The sequence below is a fragment of the Planococcus halocryophilus genome (assembly GCF_022489025.1).
Taxonomy (GTDB): domain Bacteria; phylum Bacillota; class Bacilli; order Bacillales_A; family Planococcaceae; genus Planococcus; species Planococcus halocryophilus_A.
This window is the reverse complement of the sequence record NZ_JAKVTG010000019.1, coordinates 35285-58015: the sequence shown is the minus strand read 5'-3', so window position 1 is coordinate 58015 and position 22731 is coordinate 35285. Positions and strand designations below refer to the sequence as shown.

At 39.6% G+C, this 22731-nt stretch carries 22 protein-coding genes and 1 other annotated feature; of the genes, 21 read left to right on the top strand and 1 reads right to left on the bottom strand.

Annotation, left to right across the window (positions count from 1 at the left end):
• Window positions 1-107 precede the first annotated feature (107 nt).
• The 21 genes from icd (at window position 108) to MLE13_RS16100 (ending at window position 22284) form a co-directional block, all read left to right on the top strand.
• On the top strand, window positions 108-1376 hold the full coding sequence (gene icd, locus MLE13_RS16200; RefSeq protein ID WP_240750773.1) for an NADP-dependent isocitrate dehydrogenase: 1269 nt from the start codon (window positions 108-110) through the stop codon (window positions 1374-1376).
• A 150-nt stretch (window positions 1377-1526) separates the two neighbouring features.
• Complete coding sequence (gene mdh / locus MLE13_RS16195; RefSeq protein WP_240750771.1) at window positions 1527-2465, top strand: malate dehydrogenase; 939 nt, start codon at window positions 1527-1529, stop codon at window positions 2463-2465.
• A gap of 158 nt (window positions 2466-2623) precedes the next feature.
• The gene (locus MLE13_RS16190; protein ID WP_240750770.1) at window positions 2624-3070 is read left to right on the top strand and encodes a MaoC/PaaZ C-terminal domain-containing protein; all 447 of its coding nucleotides are present in this window, start codon (window positions 2624-2626) and stop codon (window positions 3068-3070) included.
• Between the two features lie 75 nt (window positions 3071-3145).
• The gene (locus MLE13_RS16185) at window positions 3146-3853 is read left to right on the top strand and encodes a response regulator transcription factor (protein ID WP_240750768.1); all 708 of its coding nucleotides are present in this window, start codon (window positions 3146-3148) and stop codon (window positions 3851-3853) included.
• On the top strand, window positions 3850-5247 hold the full coding sequence (pnpS, locus tag MLE13_RS16180; RefSeq protein ID WP_240750766.1) for a two-component system histidine kinase PnpS: 1398 nt from the start codon (window positions 3850-3852) through the stop codon (window positions 5245-5247). Before MLE13_RS16185 ends, pnpS begins: the two co-directional genes overlap by 4 nt.
• Before the next feature lie 14 nt (window positions 5248-5261).
• On the top strand, window positions 5262-6479 hold the full coding sequence (locus MLE13_RS16175; protein ID WP_240750765.1) for a carboxylate--amine ligase: 1218 nt from the start codon (window positions 5262-5264) through the stop codon (window positions 6477-6479).
• 170 nt (window positions 6480-6649) lie between these two features.
• The gene (hflK, locus tag MLE13_RS16170) at window positions 6650-7615 is read left to right on the top strand and encodes an FtsH protease activity modulator HflK (protein WP_240750764.1); all 966 of its coding nucleotides are present in this window, start codon (window positions 6650-6652) and stop codon (window positions 7613-7615) included.
• A complete protein-coding gene (gene hflC / locus MLE13_RS16165) occupies window positions 7615-8586 on the top strand; it encodes a protease modulator HflC (RefSeq protein WP_240750763.1) in 972 nt (323 codons plus the stop codon). The genes hflK and hflC overlap by 1 nt, the downstream gene beginning before the upstream one ends.
• A 64-nt stretch (window positions 8587-8650) precedes the next feature.
• Entirely contained in the window at window positions 8651-11287 is a 2637-nt protein-coding gene (polA, locus tag MLE13_RS16160) for a DNA polymerase I (RefSeq protein WP_240750762.1), read from the top strand.
• A 15-nt stretch (window positions 11288-11302) separates the two neighbouring features.
• Window positions 11303-12172 carry a bifunctional DNA-formamidopyrimidine glycosylase/DNA-(apurinic or apyrimidinic site) lyase gene (gene mutM, locus MLE13_RS16155; protein WP_240750760.1) on the top strand — a complete coding sequence of 290 codons (870 nt, stop codon included), beginning with the start codon at window positions 11303-11305 and terminating at the stop codon, window positions 12170-12172.
• A gap of 9 nt (window positions 12173-12181) precedes the next feature.
• Entirely contained in the window at window positions 12182-12787 is a 606-nt protein-coding gene (gene coaE / locus MLE13_RS16150) for a dephospho-CoA kinase (protein ID WP_240750759.1), read from the top strand.
• 100 nt (window positions 12788-12887) lie between these two features.
• Window positions 12888-13907: a glyceraldehyde-3-phosphate dehydrogenase gene (locus MLE13_RS16145; protein WP_240750758.1), complete on the top strand. Its 1020-nt coding sequence runs from the start codon at window positions 12888-12890 to the stop codon at window positions 13905-13907.
• Window positions 13908-14222: 315 nt separating this feature from the next.
• Window positions 14223-14606, top strand: a complete 384-nt coding sequence (speD, locus tag MLE13_RS16140) for an adenosylmethionine decarboxylase (protein WP_240750757.1) — start codon at window positions 14223-14225, stop codon at window positions 14604-14606.
• Window positions 14607-14719: 113 nt separating this feature from the next.
• A complete protein-coding gene (gene nrdR / locus MLE13_RS16135; protein ID WP_008432247.1) occupies window positions 14720-15196 on the top strand; it encodes a transcriptional regulator NrdR in 477 nt (158 codons plus the stop codon).
• Between the two features lie 11 nt (window positions 15197-15207).
• Window positions 15208-16584, top strand: coding sequence for a replication initiation and membrane attachment family protein (locus tag MLE13_RS16130; protein WP_240750755.1), 1377 nt, complete (start codon window positions 15208-15210; stop codon window positions 16582-16584).
• Window positions 16585-17520 (top strand): primosomal protein DnaI, encoded by a 936-nt coding sequence (gene dnaI, locus MLE13_RS16125; protein WP_240750752.1) that lies wholly within the window; start codon window positions 16585-16587, stop codon window positions 17518-17520.
• A 640-nt stretch (window positions 17521-18160) separates the two neighbouring features.
• Complete coding sequence (gene thrS, locus MLE13_RS16120) at window positions 18161-20089, top strand: threonine--tRNA ligase (RefSeq protein ID WP_240750749.1); 1929 nt, start codon at window positions 18161-18163, stop codon at window positions 20087-20089.
• Window positions 20090-20146: 57 nt separating this feature from the next.
• Window positions 20147-20287, top strand: a sequence feature (ribosomal protein L20 leader region).
• Between the two features lie 83 nt (window positions 20288-20370).
• The gene (gene infC / locus MLE13_RS16115; RefSeq protein WP_039863440.1) at window positions 20371-20877 is read left to right on the top strand and encodes a translation initiation factor IF-3; all 507 of its coding nucleotides are present in this window, start codon (window positions 20371-20373) and stop codon (window positions 20875-20877) included.
• A 27-nt stretch (window positions 20878-20904) separates the two neighbouring features.
• Window positions 20905-21105, top strand: a complete 201-nt coding sequence (gene rpmI / locus MLE13_RS16110) for a 50S ribosomal protein L35 (RefSeq protein ID WP_008432253.1) — start codon at window positions 20905-20907, stop codon at window positions 21103-21105.
• Between the two features lie 167 nt (window positions 21106-21272).
• Complete coding sequence (rplT, locus tag MLE13_RS16105) at window positions 21273-21632, top strand: 50S ribosomal protein L20 (RefSeq protein WP_008496473.1); 360 nt, start codon at window positions 21273-21275, stop codon at window positions 21630-21632.
• Between the two features lie 373 nt (window positions 21633-22005).
• A complete protein-coding gene (locus tag MLE13_RS16100) occupies window positions 22006-22284 on the top strand; it encodes a DUF1294 domain-containing protein (protein WP_240750747.1) in 279 nt (92 codons plus the stop codon).
• Here the strand turns inward: MLE13_RS16100 and MLE13_RS16095 are convergent.
• Window positions 22281-22676: a sigma-w pathway protein ysdB gene (locus MLE13_RS16095; protein ID WP_240750745.1), complete on the bottom strand. Its 396-nt coding sequence runs from the start codon at window positions 22674-22676 to the stop codon at window positions 22281-22283. The genes MLE13_RS16100 and MLE13_RS16095 overlap by 4 nt on opposite strands.
• Window positions 22677-22731 lie beyond the last annotated feature (55 nt).

Sequence of the window (22731 nt, the reverse complement as noted above, 5' to 3'; positions counted from 1 at the left end):
TGAAGAAAGATAAGAAATTTTCATCTATTTGTACGATAAAAAAATATAACTTATAGGGCTTGCACTGTGTGCAGCCCTATGACTTTGACTACAGGAGGAAATTTAACATGACTAACGGCGAAAAAATTTCAGTAGAAAACGGTGTTTTGAACGTACCTAACAATGCAGTTATTCCATATATTATTGGTGATGGAACTGGACCGGATATTTGGAACGCAGCATCACGCGTTTTAGAAGAAGCAGTAACAAAAGCTTATAACGGCGAAAAATCAATTGTTTGGAAAGAAGTTTTAGCTGGACAAAAAGCATTTGACGAAACTGGCGAATGGCTTCCTGAAGAAACTCTTAATGTTATCCGTGAATACTTGATCGCAATCAAAGGTCCTTTGACAACGCCAATCGGTGGCGGTATCCGTTCATTGAACGTGGCACTACGTCAAGAGTTAGATTTATACACTTGCTTGCGTCCAGTTCGTTATTTTGAAGGTGTACCTTCACCAGTTAAGCGTCCAGAAGATACGGACATGGTTATTTTCCGTGAAAACACTGAAGATATCTACGCTGGTATCGAATATGCTAACGGTTCGGATGAAGTTAAAAAATTAATCGCATTCCTACAAGACGAAATGGGCGTTAAAAACATCCGTTTCCCTGAGTCTTCAGGTATTGGTATCAAACCAATTTCAGAAGAAGGAACAAAACGTTTAGTTCGTGCTGCTATCAACTATGCAATCATTGAAGGCCGCGAATCATTAACACTTGTTCATAAAGGTAACATCATGAAGTTCACTGAAGGAGCTTTCAAAAACTGGGGCTATGAAGTGGCTGAGCAAGAATTCGGCGATAAAGTATTTACTTGGAACGAATACGATGCAATTAAAGATGAAAAAGGTACAGACGCTGCGAACAAAGCACAAGAAGAAGCTCTTGCTTCAGGCAAAATTCTTGTTAAAGATTCAATCGCTGATATCTTCTTACAACAAATCCTTACACGTCCAAGCGAATTCGATGTTGTTGCAACAATGAACTTGAACGGAGATTACGTTTCTGATGCTTTGGCTGCTCAAGTAGGCGGAATTGGTATCGCTCCTGGAGCGAACATCAACTACGATACTGGACATGCGATTTTCGAAGCTACTCACGGAACAGCTCCTAAATATGCTGGTCTTGATAAAGTAAACCCATCATCTGTTATCCTTTCGGGCGTATTAATGCTTGAGCATTTAGGATGGGCTGAAGCTGCTAAAATGATCACAAACTCTATGGAGAAAACAATTGCTTCTAAAGTTGTAACTTACGACTTTGCACGTCTAATGGACGGCGCTACAGAAGTAAAATGCTCTGAGTTTGCTGATGAATTAATCAAAAACCTATAAGAGTAAAAACCAAAAGAGGGGAAATTCCCCTCTTTTTTTGTACCTACTAATAAGATGTTTTGTATTTTTATGTTATTTTAAACTACAGAATCATAATGCAAATTCAACTTGCTATTATTAATTCAAATACGTTAAAAGGAGAGATATTTTATGACATTCAAACGTACAAAGATTTCAGTGATCGGATCTGGTTTTACTGGGTCGACAGCAGCTTTCTTATTGGCTCAAAAAGAATTGGCTGATATTGTTTTGGTCGATATTCCGAATATGGAAGACCCCGCAAAAGGTAAAGCCTTAGATATGGCAGAAGCTGGCCCAGTGCTTGGGTTTGATGCTCGCATAAAAGGAACAGCTAATTATGAAGACACAAAAGACTCTGATTTAGTTATTATTACTGCGGGAATTGCACGTAAGCCAGGTATGAGTCGTGATGATTTGGTCCAAACCAACCAGAAAGTGATGAAATCTGTAACGGCAGATATTATGAAATACTCTCCTGAAACAACAATTATTGTTTTAACCAACCCGGTCGATGCAATGACTTATACTGTATTCAAAGCATCTGGACTACCGAAAGAGCGGGTCATTGGGCAATCGGGTGTTTTAGATACGGCACGTTTTAGAACATTTGTAGCCGAAGAATTGGATGTGTCGGTTAAAGACGTTACAGGGTTCGTCTTAGGTGGTCACGGAGATGATATGGTTCCGCTTGTTCGGTATTCTTATGCCGGTGGTGTGCCGTTAGAGTCGTTAATGTCTAAAGAACGCTTAGACGAAATTGTTGCTAGAACGCGTAAAGGTGGCGCCGAAATTGTTAATTTGTTAGGGAATGGTTCTGCTTATTATGCGCCAGCTGCGTCACTTGTAGAAATGGCCGAAGCCATTATAAAAGATCAACGTCGTATTATGCCGTCTATCGCTTATTTAGAAGGTGAGTATGGCATGAATGGCATTTATCTAGGTGTGCCAACAATTTTAGGAGCAGGTGGCATTGAGAAAATTATTGAAATCGACTTAAATGAAGAAGAACGAGCATTGTTAGCTCAATCAGCTGAGTCCGTTAAGGCAGTTATGAAAGTTTTAGCATAAATGATAGAAAAATGGGTAAGATTATTTCTTACTCATTTTTTTATGAAGTTTTTTCGCATAAGAAAAGTGAACTCTAGTTTTCCTGCTACCTTAGGCGCTTGCACTTTCATTGGCTAAATTGATACTATAAGAGTATCAAGAAAATGGAGGGATGTTGTTTGTTGCTTGGGAAAAAGCGGAAATTAGGTCGACGTGTGGAAGACATTAAAATCGGTGAGAACTTAAAGCTGACAGAAAAGATTGAAGACAAGGATCTTCTTCTTTATCTTGGTTTAACGAATGATAGCAATCCGCTTTATATTCAACATGATTTCGCGTCACAGACAACTTTTGAAAAGCCTGTAGTACCGAATATTATGTTGACGGGTATTCTAACGTCTGCGATATCTAAATATATACCGGGACCTGGATCATACATTACTAGCCAACAGTTAAAGTTTTTAAAACCGGTTTATCATTACGCGACAGTCGACTTTACATTGGAAGTTGTCGAAGTGGATATCGTGCACAATAGAGTCATCGTCCAAGTTGAAGGAATCGATGAGCAAGGTGTAATAGTAGTACAAGGACAAATTACTGCTAATCCACCGCGAACAATTGAATAATTGACGACTCATGCAACAGATGATTTTTAACGCGGTTTGAGATGGGGGTTTCAAACTGAGTGTGGAGGATGTAAAATGCTGAAGAAAATATTGATTATCGAAGATGAACATTCAATCGCGACATTACTATCTTATAATTTGGTGCAAGCGGGTTTTGAAACAATCATTGCCAATGATGGCAAGCAAGGCTATGATTTGGCATTAAGTGAAAATCCATCATTAATTGTGTTGGATTTAATGTTGCCATCGATGGACGGAGTAGAAGTTTGTAAATCGCTGCGTCAGCAAAAAATCAATACACCAATCATTATGTTGACAGCTAAAGGCGATGAATTTGATAAAGTATTGGGATTAGAACTCGGCGCAGATGATTATATGACAAAACCTTTTAGTCCTAGAGAAGTTCTGGCACGCATAAAAGCCGTATTAAGAAGAGCGAGTAATGTTCCAACTCCACAGCAAGATGCTTCTCAACCAATCTCTCTCGGTAAACTGGATGTTTATCCTGACAGATTTGAAGTATTCCTAAACAAAGAGCAGCTAGAATTTACACCAAAAGAATTTGAGTTGCTTGTCTATTTAATGGAAAACAAAAATCGCGTGCTCACCCGTGATCAATTGCTTAGTGCAGTTTGGAAATATGACTTTGCGGGGGATACGCGCATAGTGGATGTTCATATTAGTCATTTACGCGAGAAAATAGAAGAAAATAGCCGAAAACCAACTTTTATTAAAACGATTCGGGGACTTGGCTATAAGTTTGAGGAACCAAAAGGCTTATGAGGTTTTTACGCCAGCGCTTGCTGACCACATTATTAGTCTGGATAGGTATGATGTTAGCCGGCTTGTTTATCGTCATGTTGCAGTTATTGCCGATATACGAAAATGCTGAGGATAAATCCGATATATGGATGCTCTTGTTTTTTTCACTTGTTGTCGCTTTAGTATTATCTGCGATTGTCGGTAGCCGAGTTATTGGGGTTGCGATTAAGCCAATTGAAAATGCTACAGAAACTGCGATGGAGCTTGTTAAAGGTAATTATGTTGCACGCGCATCTGAATCGAATGCCTACAACAGTATCGAGTTAAGCAGGACGATCAATGTTTTGGCGCGAAATTTGCAAGAAATCACAGCAGTTCGTGTCATGGAACAAGAGCGGTTAAAGACACTCATCGAGAACATGGGCAGTGCGTTGATCATGATTGACAAACAAGGAGCCGTCTCTCTTGTTAATAAACCTTTTTTAGAAGAGTTCGAACTAACTCCCGATGTTGTTATGGGGAAATTTTACAAAGAAATTCAAGTTCCTATAGAAGTTGAAAATTTCATTGAAAGTGTGTTTATGACGGAAACGCATTCGCGTGTACAAATTGAGTTTTTATCAGGATTAAAACTCAAAAACTTTAATGTATACGGAGCACCGGTAATTGGAGAACATGAGCGCTGGTTAGGTATTGTTATTGTTTTTCAAGATATTACCGAACTCAAAAAGTTGGAACAAATTCGTAAAGATTTTGTTGCCAATGTATCTCACGAACTTCGTACACCGGTAACTTCTATTAAAGGATTTTCAGAAACCTTGTTAGATGGCGCTTATAAAGACACGGAAACTTTATTGTCATTTTTGGAAATCGTTCATACTGAGAGCAATCGATTAGAGATGCTCATTAATGATTTGCTTGATTTATCAAAGGTTGAACAAAGCGGTTTTAGAGTAAATGCGCAACCTATGAATATGGAAGCCGTCATTAAACGTGCTAGAGAAATGATTCAACCAAAAATTGACGAAAAATCGATTCACTTAAAACTGGAGATTCAACCTGTAACTGTTTTAGGGGATGCAAACCGTTTAATACAAGTGATGATGAATCTGCTGATCAATGCTGTTACATATTCAAGCAACCACACTGAAATTACAATCCGGCTCTTTAGGAAAGATAATCGAGCCATTATACAAGTAGAAGACCAAGGAATCGGCATTGAAAGCTCAGAGATTGAACGGTTATTTGAACGTTTTTACCGAGTCGATCGAGCGCGAAGTCGCAATTCAGGCGGCACCGGACTTGGGTTATCTATTGTTAAACACTTAATCGAGGCGCATCATGGACAAGTGGAAGTCGACAGCACAGTCGGAGTTGGCACCACTTTTACAATCTATTTGCCTTTGGCTATTTAATCTAGGAGGAAAGCATGGAAACTAAACACCCATTTTTACCGATTATTGTCGGCACAGATATGAATGCATACAATATGGCTATTTCATTTCACGAAGCATATGGCATTAAGCCGATTTTAGTCGGAAAAGAACCTTTATCATTTACGTCATTAAGCACCATTACCGAAACGATTGAATTGCGTTCAAGTTTGGCTGACGATGCTCAATTTGCGAATATCTTAATGGATATCGCAGATAAATACAGAGCTCCTGGAAAAACACTTTTACTTATTGGGACGAATGATCTTTATGTTCGCTTAATTATTGAAAATGCAAGAGTTTTACGTGAGCATTATGTGTTTAATTATATTAACGAAGATTTGATGAATCAGCTGCAAGTCAAAGCTAATTTTTATGAGCTTTGTAAAGTTCACGGTATTGATACACCGACAACCTTCTTTTATGACTGCAATTCAAAAGAACCGTTTGAAGAAGAAATGATGTTCCCAGTGATCATTAAACCGAGTAATGGTATTGAGTACAGCAGAAACAAATTTGATGGCCAACAAAAAGTGTATAAAGTTGAAAGTCCGAAAGAATTGCATGAAGTAATTCAACAAATCAAAGCAGGTGGCTACCGCGATGAATTGATCATCCAAGATTATATTCCTGGAGACGATACGTTTATGTGGGATTCAGTTATCTATGCGAACTCTAAAGGGAAAACGCAATTAGTGACTTTTGCCCAAGTTGTTTTGCAAGAACATACGGTGACGGCAATCGGAAACTATACGGCATTGATCACACGCTTTGATAAAGACATGATGGTCAAATTGCAAAACTTCCTTGAAGCTGTTGGTTATCAAGGATTCGCAAACTTCGATTTGAAATACGATGCACGAGATAAAAAGTTCAAAGTATTTGAAGTGAACATTCGTCAAGGTCGTTCAAGTTATTACGTAACGGCTCTTGGTCACAACATGGCAGAGTATTTTGTGGATGATTTAATCTATCAAACAGAAAAGCCTGTGACATATTTAAATGAGGACTTTTTGTTCACTGTCGTTCCAAAAGCTGTTTTGCGCAATTTTGTTCATAATAAAGCCGTGCTCAAAGATATTAAACGTCTTATCAAAAAAGGGCAATATGGCAATCCGTTATTTTATAAAAAAGATAAGCATTTAAAACGCAAACTATATTTATTGGCGCGCCAATTTAACTATTATAAGAAGTATAAAAATAATCAATGGTGAATTTACAGAAGCTTAACACTAGCTTCATACTTGGGTGTTAAAGTTAAATAGAACCCCCTTCAACCGCATGATTTAAAAAGAGTCCCTTCCCCGGGACTCTTTTTCTTGTTTTATGAAACTATTTCACTATTATTCCGTATTACAGATAACAACTAAAAGGGGGACCCATCATGACAACAAAAAAATTGCTGGCAGTGATCGGTTTATCTATTGCGGGAATACTGCTGCTCATTGCAGTTTTTACTTCTTGGTATACAGTAGATGAATCTGAACAGGCGGTCATCATCACGTTTGGTGTAGCGAATGAAACGATTACTGAAGCAGGATTACATTTTAAGATGCCGTGGCCAATTCAAAAAGCAGAAATTTTATCAAAAGAAACTTATAGTCTGCAATTCGGCTACAACCAAAACGCAGAAGGTGAAATTGTCGCATTCGACAAAGAAACAAAAATGATTACCGGAGACGAAAACATCGTTTTGACTGATCTCGTCGTTCAATGGAAAATCACTGACCCTAAAAAATACTTATTTAATGCAGAGGCACCGCAAGATATTTTACACGATGCCACTTCAGCTTCGATTCGCTCAATCATCGGTAATTCATTGATTGATGATGCATTGACGTCCGGAAAAGCAGAAATCGAAGCCGAAACACGCGACTTGCTTGCTTCTTTAATTGAAAAATACGATATTGGGATTACAGTTTTAGCTGTAAAACTACAAGATGTCGAGCTTCCGAACGAAGAAGTACGCGCAGCATTCACGAACGTCACAGATGCTCGTGAAACGATGAATACAAAAATTAACGAAGCCAAGAAATACGAAAATCAAAAACGCAATGAAGCGTTAGGTGAAAAAGCAGCTATCAATTCCCGAGCTGAAGGACAAAAAGTGACACGCGTTCAACAGGCAACGGGGGATGTCGCGTTATTTGATAAACTGTACAAAGAATATGAAAGCAACCCGGAAGTTACAAAACAGCGAATTATTATGGAAACGTTAGAAACTGTGTTACCAAATGCCAAATTATATATTATGAACGATGAAGGTGGCACGATGAAGTATTTACCACTAGAAGGCTTGCAAACAACGATTCCACCAGCAACTGAGAGCACAGAAGGGAGTGGCAACTAATGGAACCCAACAAACCTTTAGGTGAAGTAAAAAAATTCAATCCTTACCAACGACCAAAAAAGACTAGAGAACCGAGAGATCCAATTGATTTTAAAAAATATTGGAAATTGATTGTTGGTTTAGTTGTCGCATTTGTTCTTTTACTAATTTTGCTGACAAATGTTTATGTTGTGAAAGAAAGCGAGTACCGGGTGGTTCGTCAATTTGGTGAAGTGGTGAAAATTCAAGAAGATCCAGGCCTTCAAATGAAAATTCCATTTATTCAAAGCGTCACGACATTGCCAAAATATCAAATGACGTATGATGTGTCTGAAGCCGAAATCAATACAAAAGATAAAAAGAGGATCATTATTGATAATTATGCCGTTTGGCATGTAGTCAATCCCCTTGAATTGATTTCAAATGCGGGAACGATCGTCAATGCAGAATCTCGAATGGAAGAATTTATCTATTCGGTTGTCCGGACAGAACTTGGGCAATTAAATTACGATGAAATCATTAACGATGAAAACTCATCTCGAGGTAGCATAAATGATGCTGTAACAGCGAAAGTGAACGAGCTGCTCGACAAAGATAAATATGGAATTCAAGTTATGGATGTTCGCATTAAACGAACGGATTTACCAGAGGAAAACGAACAGTCTGTATATACACGAATGATTTCAGAACGTGAGTCTACGGCTCAAGAATATTTGTCTCAAGGAGACGCGAAAAAACGCGAAATGGAAGCACAAGCAGACCGAGAAGCGCAAGAAGTCATTGCGACTGCTCGTAAAGAAGCTGCATTGATCCAAGCAGAAGGAGAATCCCAAGCTGCTAAAATTTACAACGAATCATTTTCAAAAGACCCAGAGTTTTACGAATTGTACCGTTCACTAGAATCTTATAAGAAAACCATTGGTGATGACACGGTTATTATTTTGCCATCAGATTCACCGTATGCAGATATCTTGTCAGGTAATTTCAATTAGGCTAAGGCCGTCATTTCTCTTCTATTTGCCCGCGTGGTAAAATAAAGGGAATGACGGCTTTTTTATGGAAGGGGTAATTTTTGTGGCAAAGAAAATACTTTTATTAGATGGGAATAGTTTGGCGTATCGCGCATTTTTCGCTTTACCGCTATTAACCAATGAAAATGGCATTCATACGAATGCTGTATACGGATTTACCATGATGCTTCAAAAAATACTCGATGAAGAACAACCTACACATATGATTGTGGCTTTTGATGCGGGAAAAACGACATTCCGCCATAAAACGTTTAGTGAATACAAAGGTGGAAGACAAAAAACTCCGCCTGAGTTATCGGAGCAATTTCCTTACCTTCGCAAATTGATCGATGCTTATGGGATCAAACGCTACGAATTGGAAAACTACGAAGCAGACGACATTATTGGCACTTTAAGTTTAGAAGCTGAGCGAAAAGGTGACGAAGTTATCGTTATTTCTGGAGATAAAGATTTAACGCAATTGGCTTCACCCACAACGACGGTTTACATTACGCGAAAAGGCATAACGGATATCGAAAAATATACAGTAGAGCATATTAAAGAAAAGTATGGTTTAACGCCTCTTCAAATTATCGATATGAAAGGTCTTATGGGCGATGCTTCGGATAATATTCCAGGTGTACCAGGTGTTGGAGAGAAGACAGCGCTGAAATTATTGGCGGCTCACGGTTCAGTCGAAGGTGTATATGAAGCTATCGAGCAACAAAAAGGAAAGATGAAGGAAAAACTAATTGCCAATGAAGACCTTGCTTATATTAGCAAGCAATTAGCAACAATTGAACGACAAGCACCGATTGAAATTCAAATCGATGAATTGAGCTATTCCGGACCGGACCAAGACGAGTTGGTTAAAGTATGGAAAGAACTAGCGTTTAAATCTTTACTAGAAAAAATGGAATACACAGCAGAAGAAACGGTAAAAGAAGAGTTGAAATTTGAATTACTGACAACAATCGATTCATCTATATTAAAAGATGAAATGGCAGTTCATCTTGAACTTTACGATGATCATTATCATAGTTGTGATTTGCTGGGGGTTTCACTCGCGACTGAAACGGATACTTACGTTATTCCGATGGACGTTGTTGAGCAGTCAGAAGATTTTCGTGCATGGTTTAAAGATCCATCAAAGAAAAAATTCATGGCAGATTCTAAAGCAGCAACGGCAGCATTTTTACGCTTTGGTATTGAACTAAAAGGCGTGGATTTCGATTTAATGTTAGGAGCTTATATCGTCAATCCATCTTTAACGTATACCGATATGGCGAGCATTGTTCAAGAATATGGTCATAACGACGTTTCGACGAATGAACAAGTTTACGGCAAAGGAGCTAAAAAGAAAGTTCCAGAAGACGCTATTTTACATGAGCATATTGCTAGAAAAGCCCGCACCATTTGGAAAGTTCGTCCACTCATTATGGAAAAACTCGAAGAAAACGAGCAATTTGATTTGTATGATAAATTAGAATTACCACTCGCCACAGTTTTAGGGCAAATGGAATCTCTTGGTGTAATGGTAAACCGCGAGCAATTAGTCGACATGGGCAAAGAGTTGTCTCATAAACTAGAGAAAATCGAGTCAGATATTCATGGACTAGCGGGGCAAGAATTTAATATTAATTCTCCAAAACAGTTAGGTGTTATTTTATTTGAAAAACTGGGATTGCCGCCTTTAAAGAAAATAAAAACCGGCTATTCGACAGCAGCGGATGTTCTAGAAAAATTAGAAGGTCAACACGAAATTATTTCTCATATTTTGATGTATCGCCAATTAGGAAAACTATTGTCTACTTATATTGAAGGTTTATTAAAAGAAATTCATGAAGATGGAAAAATTCATACGCGTTTCCAACAAGCACTCACGACAACTGGACGATTAAGTTCAATCAACCCTAACTTGCAAAACATTCCAGTTCGTCTTGAAGAAGGACGCAAAATTCGTAAAGCTTTCGTGCCGTCAGAGCCGGGTTGGGTCATGGTAGCGGCAGATTATTCTCAAATTGAATTGCGTGTGCTCGCCGATATGTCTGAAGATGAACGATTAGTACAAGCTTTTAAAGACGACCGTGATATTCACACGACAACAGCGAGCGATGTTTTCCACGTAGCTGAAGAAGAAGTAACGAGTGACATGCGCCGAGCGGCTAAAGCGGTTAACTTCGGAATTGTTTATGGGATTAGTGATTATGGCTTGTCTCAAAATTTAAATATTCCGCGTAAAGAAGCGGCTGATTTTATTGAGCGTTATTTTACTAGCTTCCCAGGCGTCAAAAGTTATATGACGAACATTGTGTCTGATGCCAAGCGAGACGGCTTTGTTACAACTTTGATGAATCGTCGCCGTTATTTACCAGACATCACAAGTTCAAACTTTAATTTAAGAAGCTTTGCAGAACGCACGGCGATGAATACACCAATTCAAGGCAGTGCGGCAGATATTATCAAAAAAGCCATGATTGATATGGATGCAGCGTTAGAGCGTGAAGGATTGCAAGCTCGCATGCTTTTACAAGTTCACGATGAGTTGATTTTTGAAGCGCCACCTGAAGAGTTAGATCAATTGATGAAATTAGTACCACAAGTTATGGAAAATGCAGTGAAGTTGAATGTTCCCTTAAAAGTGGATATCGCTCACGGTTCAACTTGGTACGATACTAAATGATAGGAGGGCATTGATATGCCTGAACTTCCAGAAGTCGAAGGAGTTGTTCGGCAAATCCGCCCCGTTTCGATTGGCAAAAAAATTGAGGCAGTAGCGGTGTCGGACGTCATCCGCTTATCAAAAGAAAATGGTAAGGAAGCCATTATTAAGCGAATAGAAGCTGACGGTTTTATCGAAAGATTAACCGGAGCACAAATCGTTCAAGTCGAACGTCGCAGCAAATATATCTATTTCACATTGCGAAAAGACAATGAATTTTTGTTAGTTAATCATTTAGGGATGTCCGGAGCTTGGTTTTATGTCGACCAGCTCCAGTCGATTCCTGAAGATAAGTTTCGACGCCATGTCCATATTGTGTTCACATTAAGCGACGGCAATTTGTTAGCGTTTTCAGATATTCGTCGTTTCGGAGAAATGCGCGTATTGCAACAAGAAGGAGATTTTCCGCCTTTATTGTTGATGGCTCCAGAACCCTTTCACGAAGGTGCACTTGAGCATTTTCTTGCACTGGCTGAAAGTCCGAAATACAAAAATAAGGCGATCAAGGAAATTATTATGGACGGACAAATTATTTCTGGCTGTGGCAATATATACGCAACAGAAGCCCTGTTTAAAATGAAGATTCACCCGAAACGTGCAGCTAGTCGCATTAGCCGGAAGCGAAAAGTAGAACTTTTCGAATCGATAGTTGCCATTTTGCAAGAAAGCATTAGAGCAGGTGGCAGTACAATTTCAGATTACCGTGATATTAACGGTGAATCAGGTAGCATGCAAAATCGTTTTGGTATGTACGGAAAAAAACAATGTGCAGATTGTGGCACAGAGACCAAGACCTTGAAAATTGGCGGTCGGGCTTCCGTGTATTGCCCGACATGTCAGAAATGAGGACCAACAATGATTATTGGATTGACAGGCAGTATTGCCAGTGGAAAAAGTACAGTATCCGAAATGTTAAAAAACCAAGGTTATCCGATTATTGATGCCGATTTGGTGGCAAGGCTAGTTGTAGAACCAGGTTCTGAAACGCTTGAGCAAATTAGGCAAGCGTTTGGACCTGAAGTTATTAGTTCGGATGGCACCATGAATCGCGCAAAAGTAGGGGAAATCATTTTTAATGATCCGGTAAGTCGTAAAACCTTAAATAATATTATTCATCCAGCAATTCGACAAGAAATGCTCAAGCAGCGCTATGAGTTGCTTGAGCAAGGATTTAAAACCATCATTATGGACATCCCATTATTATTCGAAAGTCGGCTGCAATATATAGTAGATAAAATTTTAGTCGTTAGCGTTACTGAAGAAAATCAATATAAACGACTAGTGGAAAGAAATGGCTTTACGGAAAAAGAAGCACGAGTACGCATTAATTCTCAGTTACCAATGTCTGTGAAAGAAGATGGAGCAGATGCGGTTATTTACAACAATGGGACTCTTGAAGAAACGAAACAACAATTAAGTCGGATTTTAGTAAATTGGCAAGCTGTTTCTGAAAAAGAATAAAAGATATGCTTTTTAAGGTTCTCTAAATAAGCAATTGTGTTATACTATATTAGAAATTAAAAACATAAGTATAACTTAATTACAAACGGAGGATTCCTACATGACAGTTTCTATTGCAATTAACGGGTTTGGCCGTATTGGCCGTATGGTTTTCAGACAGGCGATAATGATGGATGACGTCACAATTACAGCAGTCAATGCCTCACATCCAGCTGAGACCCTTGCGCATTTGATTAAGTATGACACAAATCACGGCACCTTCTCCGGTGACGTATCTTCAGAAGAAGATGCATTAATTGTTAACGGGAAACGAGTTCAATTGGTTAGTGAACGCGATCCTTTGAATCTTCCATGGAAAGAAATGGGCATTGACATCGTTATTGAAGCGACTGGAAAGTTCAATTCTCGTGAAAAAGCGGCTCTACATTTAGAAGCAGGAGCTAAAAAAGTTATTTTAACCGCACCAGGTAAACAAGAAGACATTACAATTGTTATGGGCGTTAACGATGACAAATTAGATATTGAACAACATGATGTCATCTCAAATGCAAGTTGTACAACAAACTGTTTAGCGCCAGTCGTAAAAGTGTTGAATGACAAATTCGGTATTGAAAACGGCTTGATGACAACAATCCATTCGTATACAAACGATCAGCAAAACTTGGACAATCCGCACAAAGATCTTCGTCGTGCTCGTGCTTGTGCTCAATCGATCATCCCTACTTCTACGGGTGCTGCGAAAGCGCTATCATTGGTATTACCAGAATTGCAAGGGAAACTCCACGGTATGGCATTGAGAGTGCCAACGCCGAATGTATCGTTAGTTGATTTAGTTGTCGACTTAGAGACAGCGGTTACAATTGAAGAGGTAAATCGCGCTTTTGAAGAAGCTTCAGAAAATGACTTAGCAGGAATTTTAGAGTTCACAATGGAACCATTAGTTTCTGTTGATTTTAACAGCAATTCAAATTCAGCAATAGTTGATGGATTATCGACAATGGTAATTGGTGAGCGCAAAGTAAAAGTGTTGGCTTGGTACGATAATGAATGGGGTTATTCTGCACGTGTCATCGATTTAACTAAAAAAGTAGCGAATGCCATGATTCTCGTATCAAAATAATATAATTACCCTATTTCTCCATATTTCAAGGGAGAAATAGGGTTTTTTTTATGGGTTTTTTTGGGGGGATTCAGAGATAATAAGATTTATTTATTGCATTTACAATAAATACGTTTTATACTATGAATCGTAGTTAAAAAACGACTACCACTTCTGACTTTCCATCAAAGTAACTAGGAATTAGGAGCGTAAGATTTTTTATTCACATGACTGCTTAAAGGGTTAGGATCTCTTTGGACTAACTTTCCCCCGTGGTAGTCAACTTTGAATATTTTGCGCAAAAACCAAAATGATATCAAAGGGGGAAAACGAACCATGGAAACAATGGGACGTCACGTAATTGCAGAACTTTGGCAGTGTGATTTTGACAAATTAAACGATATGGATTTTATCGAACAAACTTTTGTTGATGCAGCACTCAAAGCTGGAGCTGAAGTAAGAGAGGTAGCTTTTCATAAATTCGCACCACAAGGTGTTAGCGGAGTTGTGATTATCTCAGAATCTCACTTAACAATCCACAGTTTTCCAGAACACGGCTATGCGAGTGTAGATGTTTACACTTGCGGCGATCTTGATCCGACTATTGCAGCGGAATATATCGCAGAAGCACTAGGTTCAACATCACGCGAGCTTGTAGAAATACCACGCGGTATGGGTCCAGTAAGTGTTGAAAAATCCAAAGTTTCAGTAACTGTATAATCCATTTAACAAAAACACGTAAGCAGAGGATAAAATCCTCTGCTTTTTCTATTTTTCTAACGATTTTTTGTTATACTATATACACTAGATAGAGAAGTTAGGGAGATGTCAAAATGAAATGTCCAGCTTGCCAACATAACGGCACACGCGTTGTCGATTCCAGGCCAATAGACGAAATGAAATCAATCAGAAGAAGAAGAGAATGCGAAGCTTGCGGATATCGCTTTACCACTTTTGAAAAAGTGGAAGAGATGCCACTGATTGTCGTCAAAAAAGATGGCTCGCGTGAAGAATTCAGCCGTGAGAAAGTTCTACGCGGATTAATTCGCGCGTGTGAAAAGCGGCCGGTATCATTAGAAGTGCTGGAGGAAGTCGTATTTACCATTGAAAAAGACCTTCGAAGAGAAGGCAATCCGGAAGTGAAGTCTGAAGAAGTTGGGGAATTGGTTATGAACCGATTAGCAACCATCGACGAAGTTGCGTATGTACGCTTTGCTTCGGTGTATCGTCAATTTAAAGACATTACCGTTTTTATCGACGAACTAAAGGATTTATTAAACAAAGGACCAGAAGGCAAGAAAATCGATTGAGGTGGTAACTTATGACTGCTTATTATAAAGAGTTGCAGCCTGCTGATCCATATCGTATTCGGTTGCCTTATCCATTCTCGAATTATGATCGGCAGCTCTTGACGCTATTGTATCAACCGATGATTGGTGCGGAGGCAATAGCATTGTATTTGACTTTGTGGGCTGAAGGCGAAGCATCGCGAGAAGAAACGACTCATTATACATTAATGAACACATTAGGAAACCCGATTGCCAAAATTTTCGATGCAAGAATTCAGCTTGAAGCCATCGGATTATTGAAAACATATAGTAGTAACGAAGGCGACCGCTCTTTTATTTATGAGTTGTGTCCGCCGCTCGATCCGAAAACTTTTTTTATGGATCCTTTATTATCGATGTTTTTATTCAGTAAAATCGGAGAATCTTCCTATAGAAGAGTACGAAATCGCTTTTTAGTATACACGGAAATTCCGACGGATTACGAAGAAGTATCCCGTACATTCACAGATATTTTTCAACCAGTGCATGCTAAAGCGGGATATCCGTCCGTTAAAAAAGATTTACAAGAACGAAAAAAGGGCAATTATGAAGCTGATTCTGAATTTGATTTCGATCTACTTAGACAAGGCTTATCCGAGCAGTTAGTGCCCAAAAAAGTATTAACCGCTACCATTAAAGATTTTATTACGAAACTTTCTTATTTATATAGTTGGGGACCGCTAGAAATGCAAAAAGTCATTTTACTAGCCATTGAAGACGATTATAAATTAACAGTAGAAGGTTTGAAAAAATCAGCATCTGAGTATTATAAACTAACAGTCTCTACGACAGCGCCGCAGCTTGTTCAAGTGCATAAGACAGCTGAAAAGCAAGATGACGCAGTAGAGACACCAAAAACAAAACAAGACGAATTACTCGTTTATTTGGAAACGGCTCCACCGATTCAAGTGTTGCGAGATATTGCGAACGGTAGTGAACCTTTGCCTGCGGATGTTGAGTTAGCCAATCAATTGGTGATTACGCATGGCATGAAGCCGGCGGTCGTCAATGTGTTACTACAGTATGTGTTATTGCGCACCGATATGAAACTAACAAAAGCGTATGTAGAAAAGATTGCTTCGCATTGGTTACGGAAAAACGTGACAACGGCAAAAGAGGCGATGGAAATTGCGCGTGTCGAACACACTCAATACATGAAGTGGAAATCAGAAGGTTCTCCTACGACTGTAGCAAAGCCGTTTACGGGCAATGGAAACCGCAAGCCGGTGCGTGAAGAAAAACTGCCGGAATGGTTCCATAAAAAAGATCAAACACCCGCTCCTAAAGGTGAACCGAAAAACGAAAGTTTAGAAGTGGAGAAACAAAAGCTCCTAGCGAAACTGGCGCTGAAGAAAGGAAAAGGTGGTTAAATGGAACCGATTCGCGAAACATTAAAACGTGTGGTCAATGCGCCTGCTTTTTCTGAGCGTTATAGTGAAATGCGTAAAGAAGTACTAGCACATCCTGGCGTCCAAAAATTTCTTGAAAATAACTCTGATGAAATCGATGCCCCGACAATCGATCGCGGGCTCGGGAAATTGTATGAGTATATCGATCAATCCCACGACTGCAATAAGTGTCCGAGCTTAGATGCCTGTATCAATCATCTAAAAGGCTTTGAACCAAACTTAGTGTTAGAGCGTGGAACGATAGGTATTTCATATACAAAATGCCGTTTAAAAGAAGCACATGATAACAAACGTCATGCTTCTTCGTTAATTCACAGCATGTATATGCCAAAAGAAGTGATGCAAGCAACACTTTCTGGTTTTGATTTGGACGACAGCCGTATGGCAGCGTTCCGAGCTGTTGGGGATTTCCTCGATCAAGCTACAGGACGTGACAATTTGCCTGAAAAAGGATTGTACCTGTATGGACAATTCGGAATCGGGAAATCGTATTTATTGAGTGCAGTGGCCAATGAGCTAGCTGAGATTAATGTCAAATCTGTTCTTGTTTTTGTGCCGGAATTTATGCGTGAAATGAAACAAGCAATTGGTGATCAAACCTTGCAAGAAAAAGTTGACTACGTGAAGAAGGCAGATGTCTTAATGTTAGACGATATTGGAGCCGAAGCGATGTCGAGTTGGACACGTGATGAAGTGCTGGGCACTATTCTCCATTACCGCATGTCAGAAAAACTGCCGACATTCATGTCTTCTAATTTTAGTTATTCGGAACTTGAATATCATTTGACATATTCGCAGCGCGGCGAAAAAGAAGATTTAAAAGCAGCACGCATTATGGAACGTATTCGTGCACTAACAACGCCAGTGAAACTAGATGGTCGTAACCGACGAAATTAACAGTAGAACTATTGCCTTTTGAAACAATTCGGTTTATAGTAGTAACAATCAAACCAAGATTTTACATGCCTTGACAAGGACATGAGCGGACATATACGACTTTCAGAGAGAGAAGCCTTGGCTGTGAGCTTCTTAAGAATCGTTTTTCCGTTTACCCCCTTTGAGCAGCAGCTGTGAACAGTTTTCTAACTAGCAGCTGACGGTACCGGTCCGTTAGCCGATGCAGAGCTTCTTTCAATATAGATTTATCTATATTGAAGTGAAGAAGGGTGGAACCACGAGCTAAAGCTTCGTCCCTTTTGGGATGGGGCTTTTTTCTGTGGAAAAAAAGAAAAGCGGAAGCGGCTGTTCAGAACCGACGGGCTTAAGGCGAGCTGACGAAGCGGCATGTTTTGGCCGCACAGGAAGGGCGACTTAAGACCCCGAGGTTCTAGCCGCTGAAGCCAGACAAGAAAAGTGGAAATGGCCGTTTTGCTCCGACAGGCATAAGATGGACTTCCGAAGCGGCGTTTTTGCCGCACAGGAAGGACAGTTTATGACCCGAGGAGCAGGCCATTGAAGCTAGACAAGAATAAAGAAATGTCTACCAGACCCTGTGGTATAGACATTTCACTAGATATAATTAAAAGGAGAGATTGGCATGGCAGACATGATTCAACTAACATTCCCTGACGGAGCAGTAAAAGAATTTGAACAAGGTGTAACAACTGAAGAGATTGCACAATCAATCAGTCCAGGATTACGTAAAAAAGCATTAGCTGGTAAAGTAGGCGACAAACTAGTCGATTTACGTACGCCGTTAACGGAAGATGGCGAAATCGCCATCGTAACACCTGAATCAGATGAAGCGTTAGAAGTTTTGCGTCACAGCAGTGCGCATTTACTAGCTCAAGCAATTAAGCGCATGTACCCAGATGCAAAACTTGGCATTGGTCCAGTTATTGAAAATGGTTTTTATTATGATATCGACACAGAATCAGCGATTACTTCAGAAGACTTGCCATTGATTGAAAAAGAAATGAAAAAAATCATCAATGAAAATGTTGAAATCATTCGTCATGACGTGTCACGTGCAGAAGCGCAAGAGCGTTTTGCAGCAATCGAAGATCCTTATAAATTAGAACTTCTTGAAGCGATTCCTGAAGGCGATCAAGTATCGATTTATGAACAAGGCGACTTTTTCGATCTTTGCCGCGGTGTTCACGTACCATCAACTGGTAAATTAAAAGAATTTAAATTACTAAGTGTGGCCGGTGCTTATTGGAGAGGAAACAGTGACAACAAAATGCTTCAACGCATTTATGGAACTGCCTTTTTCAAAAAAGAAGATTTAAAAGCGCATCTTGAAATGTTAGAAGAAGCAAAAGAACGCGATCACCGTAAAATCGGAAAAGAATTGAATTTATTCATGAACTCGCAAAAAGTTGGCCAAGGCTTGCCTATGTGGCTTCCAAAAGGCGCGACAATTCGCCGTATTATTGAACGTTATATTGTAGATAAAGAAGAACGTCTAGGCTACGATCACGTCTATACTCCAGTAATGGGGAGTGTGGAATTGTATAAAACAAGTGGACATTGGGATCATTACCAAGACGACATGTTCCCCGTGATGAAAATGGACAACGAAGAATTGGTATTGCGTCCAATGAACTGCCCGCATCATATGATGATTTTCAAACAAGGCATTCATTCGTATCGTCAAATGCCGGTTCGTATTGCTGAACTTGGTTTGATGCACCGTTATGAAATGTCAGGTGCATTGTCAGGACTTCAACGCGTTCGCGGAATGACGTTAAACGATGCTCATTTATTTGTTCGTCCAGACCAAATTAAAGAAGAGTTTAAACGCGTTGTTAATTTGATTGTTGAAGTGTATAAAGATTTTAATATCAATGATTATTCGTTCCGCTTGTCTTACCGCGATCCAGAAGACAAAGAAAAGTACTTTGATGACGATGCTATGTGGAATCGTGCACAGGCGATGTTAAAAGAAGCGATGGATGAGTTGGACGTTGACTATATTGAAGTAGAAGGCGAAGCGGCGTTTTACGGACCGAAAGTAGATGTTCAAGTGAAGACAGCTCTTGGCAAAGAAGAAACTTTGTCAACTGTTCAATTAGACTTCCTACTACCAGAACGTTTTGACTTGTCGTATATCGGCGAAGATGGTAAACAACATCGTCCAGTCGTTATTCACCGCGGAGTCGTTTCAACAATGGAACGTTTTGTCGCATTCTTGATCGAAGAATATAAAGGTGCATTCCCTACATGGTTAGCACCAGTACAAGTAGAGCTAATCCCAGTATCGCTTGACGCGCATAGTGCTTATACAAAAGAACTTCAAGAAAAACTGCAGTCTCACAAAATTCGCGTAGATATTGATGAGCGCGATGAGAAGTTAGGCTATAAGATTCGTGAAGCACAAATGCAAAAAGTACCATACATGCTAGTTCTAGGTGACAAAGAGTTAGAAGATGGTTCTGTAAATGTTCGTAAATACGGCGAACAGAAATCAGAAAGTATGCCGTTTGAAGACTTTGTGAAACTGGTTCAAAGCGAACTTCGTTAATCAGCTTGACAGTGATTGGTACACATGATATTATAAATAAGGTTATAGAATACTTATATGTGCAAGCAGGAGCACCCGCTTCTCACCTGATCGACCGATTGTTGGCAGGTATACACGATTGACTTTTACACGCAGAAAGACGCGTGTTGTCATATTTGCGGGTGAACCTCTGTGGTTCACCCGCTTTTGTTTTGATCGGAACCCTGTAAACCGGTTCGGCCGGTTCACACATTTAAGCTATTCGCGACACTATCCGGAGGTGGATTACTATTAGCAAAGACATTAATGTAAATGACGGTATTCGTGCACGTGAGTTGCGAGTTATTGATCAAAACGGTGAACAACTTGGCATCAAAACACGTATCGAAGCACTTGAAATTGCAGCTCGTGTCAACTTGGATCTTGTTCTTGTGGCTCCTCAAGCTAAGCCGCCGGTTGCTCGGATCATGGACCATGGTAAATTCAAGTTTGAGCAGCAAAAGAAAGATCGTGAAATCCGTAAAAATCAGAAAGTGATTGTCGTCAAAGAAGTACGCTTAAGCCCTTCAATTGACGATCACGATTTCAACACGAAACTTCGCAATGCGATCAAGTTCCTTGAAAAAGGCGACAAAGTGAAAGCTTCTATTCGTTTTAAAGGCCGTGCGATTACGCACAAAGAAATTGGACAACGTGTACTTGAACGTTTCGCAGAAGCGTGCAAAGAAGTTGCAACAGTTGAGCAGCGCCCTAAAATGGATGGTCGCAGCATGTTCTTGATGCTTGCACCAGTTAACGAAAAAGAATAAGAGATCATTGTTTAGGAGGAATTCGAAATGCCGAAAATGAAAAGCCATAGCGGTGCATCAAAACGTTTCAAAAAAACGGGTACTGGTAAAGTAAGACGCCACAGCTCACACACTAGCCACTTATTTGCAAACAAATCAACAAAACAAAAGCGTAAACTTCGCAAAGGGAAACTTGTTTCTTCAGGCGACTTGAAACGCATCAAATCATTAATCTATAACATGAAATAATAAAAGCTAAAGCGCCCGTATAGATTCGATGGGCATAAGGCGAAGAGGTGAAGCGGCGCTTTTTGCCGCACAGCCACTTTGACTTATGACCCCGAGAATCTGGGTGCTTGAGTCTAGACATGCAACAAAAAATCGAATTTTTTATATTCAGCAGGAGGTAATGTGATATGCCACGCGTAAAAGGTGGAACAGTGACGCGCCAGCGTCGTAAAAAGGTCATTAAATTAGCAAAAGGTTATTATGGTGCAAAGCACATCCTTTTCAAAGTAGCAAACCAACAGGTAATGAAGTCAGGTAACTATGCTTACCGTGACCGTCGTAACAAAAAACGTGATTTCCGTAGACTTTGGATCACACGTATCAACGCAGCAGCTCGTATGAACGAAATTTCATACAGCCGTTTAATGCACGGATTAAAAGTTGCAGGCATCGACATCAACCGCAAAATGCTAGCTGAAATCGCTGTAACTGATGCAGCTGCATTCACAGCATTGGTTGACCAAGCGAAAAAAGCAGTAACTAAGTAATTAAAAGCGAAAGTGCCTGTTCAGACCCCACAGGCTTAAGGCGGACCACCAAAGCGGCGTTTTTGTCGCACAGGTGGGCTGACTTAAGTCCAGAGGGTCTAGGCATTGCAGCTAGATAGTAATTAAAAGCGGAAATGACCGTTTTGCCCCGATAGGCATAAGATGAACTTCCCTAGTGGCTTTAGCCGCGTAGGAAGGGCAGCTTATGCCCCGAGGAGCAGGTCATTGCAGCTAGATAATAAAAGCGAAAGTGCCTGTTCATTGCAGTCCATAGACATCACACAACTAGAAAGCTGCAATGCACAGACATTTAACGCAACAATAAAAAAGACTGACGATTTTTCGTCAGTCTTTTCTTATGGAGGAAAATCCGATGTTTTTAATTATCTTTGTGTATATGGCAATTTTGACTGTGATGGCTTTTGTGATGATGAAGATCGACAAACACCAGGCGCAAAACCATGGTCAACGAATCCCAGAAAAAAACTTATGGACAGTCGCCATTTTCGGCGGTGGAATTGGTGCGTATCTTGGCATGATGACTTTTCGCCATAAAACAAAACACACCAATTTCCGTATTGGCTTTTTAGTATTAGCCCTACTTGATGGTGCAATTTTGATTTGGAGTTATCAAAACTTCTTACCAAACTAAATATTTTTTTCTTCTTGTTTCATTAAACGCTCAATTGGATTTTTCCAGCTAATGTGCGCTTCTGGATAATTCATCAAGATTTCCTTTTCAAGAAAATGGAAATCTTCTTTTGTAAATCCCTGCAATTGATCAGGGTCTGCAACCCATACAAAAATTGAAACGACCTCAAAAGATTGTTCAGTTGTTCCTAAGTATTTTTCACCTTCGAACATTACACCTCGAAGTGCGATGAAGAAGTTTTTTTGTACATTTTTTACATCATCTAAAAAATAATAATTTCCTGCTTCAAGAGCGGCATCCAATTTCCTTTTTGGATCCACGATATAACGGATCAATCGATAAAATAAATAGATGATTAATGCCAATACAATGAGGCGTATAAAAAAAGCCATTTGAATTACCTCCTGTTTTACATATTTCTACTAATTAGTATACGAGTTGAAAGTA